At 53.4% G+C, this 4,832-nt stretch carries 4 protein-coding genes; all 4 read left to right on the top strand.

Annotated features, from left to right (window positions below):
• The coding region (locus QNK41_RS20590; protein WP_319260987.1) for a mercuric reductase at window positions 1–1,296 on the top strand (1,296 nt) is incomplete at its 5' end.
• Between the two features lie 12 nt (window positions 1,297–1,308).
• Window positions 1,309–2,133 (top strand): DUF547 domain-containing protein, encoded by an 825-nt coding sequence (locus QNK41_RS20585; protein ID WP_319260985.1) that lies wholly within the window; start codon window positions 1,309–1,311, stop codon window positions 2,131–2,133.
• 94 nt (window positions 2,134–2,227) lie between these two features.
• Window positions 2,228–3,577, top strand: coding sequence for an NADP-specific glutamate dehydrogenase (gene gdhA, locus QNK41_RS20580; protein WP_319260982.1), 1,350 nt, complete (start codon window positions 2,228–2,230; stop codon window positions 3,575–3,577).
• A gap of 335 nt (window positions 3,578–3,912) precedes the next feature.
• The coding region (locus QNK41_RS20575) for a patatin-like phospholipase family protein (protein WP_319260980.1) at window positions 3,913–4,832 on the top strand (920 nt) is incomplete at its 3' end.

Here is a 4,832-nt window from a genome sequence, read left to right as displayed (position 1 = left end):
CCGTCCAAGGCCTTGCTGCGCTGTGCCAAGGCGGCTGCCGCGGTGCGCCATGCTTCCCAATACGGCGTCAACATCGAGGGTGACGTTTCCGTGGATTTTGGCTTCGTAATGGAACGCTTGCGTCGCCTGCGGGCGAGCATTGCGCCCGTCGACTCGGCCGAACGCTACGCCAATCAGCTTGGCGTGGATCTTTTTATCGGCAAGGGTGCATTTACCGGCAAAAACCGTATCGAAGTCAACGGCAAGACCCTCAAATTCGCCAAAGCGGTGGTTGCCACCGGCGGCACCGCGGCCATTCCCCCTATTCCGGGTCTCAAGGAAGCGCCTTATCTGACCAATGCAAGCGTATTCAATTTGACCGCGCTGCCCCGGCGGTTGGCGGTCATCGGTGCCGGTCCCATCGGGATCGAACTGGCCCAGGCGTTTCAGCGCTTCGGTTCACAAGTATCCGTCTTTTCGCGCAGCGACGCCATTCTACCCAAAGAAGATCCAGACGCGGCCAAGATTGTGGAAAAGACGCTGCGCAGGGACGGGGTCACGTTCGTCTACCATGTCAATTTCCGGGGTGTAGAGAGCCAAAACGGAAAACCGCCGGTGACCATCGTTCTGGACCAGGGCAATGAGGAACAACGGCTGGAATTCGACGCTTTGCTTATCGCTACGGGACGCAAACCAACTGTCAAGGGTTTGGGCCTTGGGAAGGCCGGCGTGGAATACGATGCGCGCATGGGCGTTGTGGTCAACGACAGGCTGCAAACTACCAACCCCAATATATACGCGGTCGGTGATGTGGCCAGCAAATACCAGTTTACGCACATGGCGGACTTCGGGGCGCGCATGGTGATCCGCAACGCATTGTTTTTTGGCCGTGACAATTTTTCCAACCTGCTCATCCCGTGGGCTACATATACGGACCCCGAAGTGGCGCATGTGGGCCTCTATGAGAAAGACCTTAAAGAGCGCAACATCGCATTTGCAACCTTCACGCGGGAATTTGCCGATGTCGACCGGGGCATTGTCGATGGCGAGACCGACGGTTTTGTGAAGATTCATGTCAAGAAGGGTACCGACCAGATCCTGGGGGCGACGATTGTTGGCAGTCATGCCGGTGATATGATCAGTGAGATTACCGTGGCGATGCAGGGCGGGATGGGGCTTGGCAAACTGGCCAATGTGATCCATCCTTACCCGACTGCAGCCGAAGCGATTCGCCAATGCGGCGATGCCTACAACCGGTCACGCCTCACCCCGACCGTCAAAGGTTTGTTCCACCGTCTCATGGCCTTAAAACGTTGAGGAGTAAATCCAATGAAAGCATTCAACCACACACATTTGCTTCGTCTCATGGGCACCATGCTTCTGTCGGCAGTATTGATAAGTACGGCAGGTATTTCGGCTGCACAGTCGTTTGACCAAACGTATGCAGACTATGAAGGGGTGTTGAAGGCAACCGTCACAGATGGCCGGGTGAACTATAAAGGTTTGAAAGCCGCCCCCCGCACACTTGACCGGTATCTTGACAGCGCCGCCGGTGTTTCTGAAGCCCAATTTAACACATGGGCCGAATCCCAACGGTTGGTATTTTTGACCAACCTCTACAATGCAGCCACCCTGCGGCTGATTCTTGACCATTATCCAGTGGAGACCATTAAAGATATCGGCAGTATCTTCAAAGGGCCGTGGGATCAGCCGGTGGTGCGGCTGTTCGGAAAGGTCATTACCTTAAATAATCTCGAGCATGATATCATTCGAAAGCAGTACGACGAACCGCGGATCCACATGGCGCTGGTCTGTGCGGCAAAAGGGTGCCCTGTGTTGCGCAGTGACGCTTACCTACCTGAAAAGCTGAATGATCAACTCGACGAGCAGTCCCGGCAATATCTTTCTTCTTCGGCCGGCCTGCGCATCGATCGTCAGGCGGGTGTAGTCTACTTCTCGTCTATTTTTAAATGGTACGGCGAAGATTTCCTGGGCAAGTATTCCCCGGCCGAGGGCTTTGCCGGAATCAAGAAAACCCAGCAGGCCGTGGCGAACTTCTGCTCAGGTTACCTTTCCGTAGCGGACGCCGATTATCTTGCGGCTGGCGGCTATTCGGTTAAATACCTTGGATATGATTGGTCACTGAATGAATAGCCGTGGAATTAATCAGCCAACTAACGGAAGGAGGAATCGCTACTGTCGACAAATATCCAAAATTCTTTATGGTTAGGCTACGATGGAGACTATTATGGAAATATCTGCAAAACAACGTTTAGATGATTTTATGAGCGGGTTCGGCCGACGCAATCCAGGACAACCTGAATTTCATCAGTCGGTCTATGAAGTTGCAGTCGATATCATTCCATTTATTCGAGAAAACCCGATCTATGGAGATCATCAAATACTCGAACGGCTTACCGAACCGGATCAGATTATTATTTTTCGAGTAAATTGGGAAGACGATCACGGACATTTTCGTGCCAATCGGGGCTATCGCATTCAACACAACAATGCAATCGGGCCATACAAGGGTGGTCTTCGCTTTCATCGCGATTTGACGCTGGATACGCTAAAATTCTTGGCGTTTGAACAAACACTTAAAAACAGCCTGACAGGCCTTCCCATGGGGGGAGCAAAGGGCGGAGCCGATTTTAATCCCAAGGGAAAATCTGAGCAGGAAGTCATGCGTTTTTGCCAGCGGTTTATGTCGGTGTTGTGGCACCATATTGGTCCGTTTACCGATGTTCCGGCGGGTGATATGGGTGTCGGTGCTCGTGAAATCAGTTATATGTTTGGTCAGTACAAACATATGACCCGCGAGTTTACCGGAGTACTCACCGGCAAGGGACTCTCCTTCGGCGGTAGTCAGATACGGGCAGAAGCCACCGGTTATGGCTGTGTTTTTATGATGGAAAATATGCTCAACCGAAAAGGAGACGGACTGAAGGGTAAGACCGCCATTGTTTCCGGATCCGGTAACGTTGCCCAGCACACCGTCGAAAAGATTTACCAGATGGGGGGTAAAGCGGTTACGATGTCAGATAGTTCGGGGTTTATCTTCGATCCGGATGGCATCGATACCGAAAAACTGGCTTTTGTAAAACAACTAAAAAATGTAACCCGCGGCAGGATACACGAGTACGCCGACAAATATGGTGTAGAATTTTACAAGGATCAGCGCCCGTGGGGTGTATCATGCGATCTTGCCTTTCCCTGTGCGACTCAAAATGAAATCAGCGGGGATGATGCCGGAATGTTAATCCGGAACGGATGTATTGCCGTGGCTGAAGGCGCCAACATGCCAACCATGCAGGCCGGGGTAGATGTCTACGATGAGGCGAAAATCATGTACGCACCGAGCAAAGCCGCCAATGCAGGAGGAGTAGCGGTATCCGGCCTTGAAATGACCCAAAATAGTATGCGCCTGTCGTGGTCGGAAGATGACATCGAAAAGCGCTTGTATAGAATCATGAAGAATATCCACGATAAATGTGTCAAGTACGGCACCGAGGGTGGTTACATTAATTACCGCAAAGGAGCAAATATTGCGGGGTTTGTCAAAGTTGCAGACGCTATGGTTGCATGTGGGAACATTTAGCGAAATGAATCAGTTAATCCAAATACCTTCCCTTAATAACCATATGATTGAGCTGGGCGACCGGTTCTGATTGGGTTAGGTTTCTACCACTGATCTATAAATGGACGAAAGAAATGAATTTATGCCAACGCACGGTTCGGCTACCTCGATTCCACAACGATTCGCGGTGGTGCTTCGCATTGCGATCCCGCCAGCTCGGCACGAACATCCAACCTTGCCGAGTCCACTCTTTGCGTATCGGGTGTCGCGACCGGGAAATCAGAGCACTGGGCGAGTTTTGGACCGGTGGCCGAGCACGACGAGTGCTTGCGCGTGCTGTCCTGCTCGGCATGACAATGCTGGCAGTGACCGGATGCGCGACACGCATCTGGAACCAGCCCATAGATAAACTTGATCCGCGCGATGCCTACGTTTTTCGCACACGCCTCCCGGCCAACGCCGCCGACGTTTTTATCGTACTGGCATTTTCCGGTGGTGGTACCCGGTCGGCCGCCTTCGCCTATGGGATTTTGGAGAAACTTCGCGACACAAAGATCGTAATCGGCGGACGGCAGCGCCGCCTGCTCGACGAAGTCGACGTCGTCACTTCAGTATCCGGCGGTAGTTTCACTGCCGCCTACTACGGCTTGTTTGGCGACCGCATCTTCACCGATTTCGAGCCCCGCTTCCTGCTGCGTGATACGCAGGCCGAACTGGTCAGCCAACTATTCAATCCACTGAACCTGGCCCGGCTTGCTTCAGGCGACTTTAACCGCTCGGACCTGGCTGCCCAGTGGTTCGATCGGGAGCTGTTCGAGTACAAGACCTTTGCCGACATATCGCGGGGCAACCTGCCTTTCGTCATCATCAATGCAAGCGATCTGAACAACGGTGCGACCTTCTCATTCATTCAACAGCAGTTCGACTTCCTCTGTTCCAGTCTGTCAGATTATCCGGTGGCTAACTCAGTAGCGGCTTCATCCGCCGTGCCGGTGGTGTTTGCGACGATCGCCTTGCGTAACTACGAGGACTGTCCGCAGCGGCACGATTCGTGGGTCGATCAGGCACTCGCCGAGGACAGCCCGTTCGACCGTCGCTATGCCGTCGCCCGCGCGCTCGAGCGCTACAGCCGACCGGGTCGCATGCCGATTGTGCAACTGGTCGATGGTGGGGTGACAGACAACCTGGGCGTTCGCGGATCGATGATGAGTCCGGTCGCGCACTACGGAAATGTGCCCGACATGGCTGGCGCATTTACGACGCAACAACTATCCAG

Source organism: Desulfosarcina sp. (assembly GCF_033791525.1).
GTDB lineage: Bacteria > Desulfobacterota > Desulfobacteria > Desulfobacterales > Desulfosarcinaceae > Desulfosarcina.
Note: the sequence above shows the minus strand (reverse complement) of the source record. Positions and strands in the feature narration are given on the sequence as shown.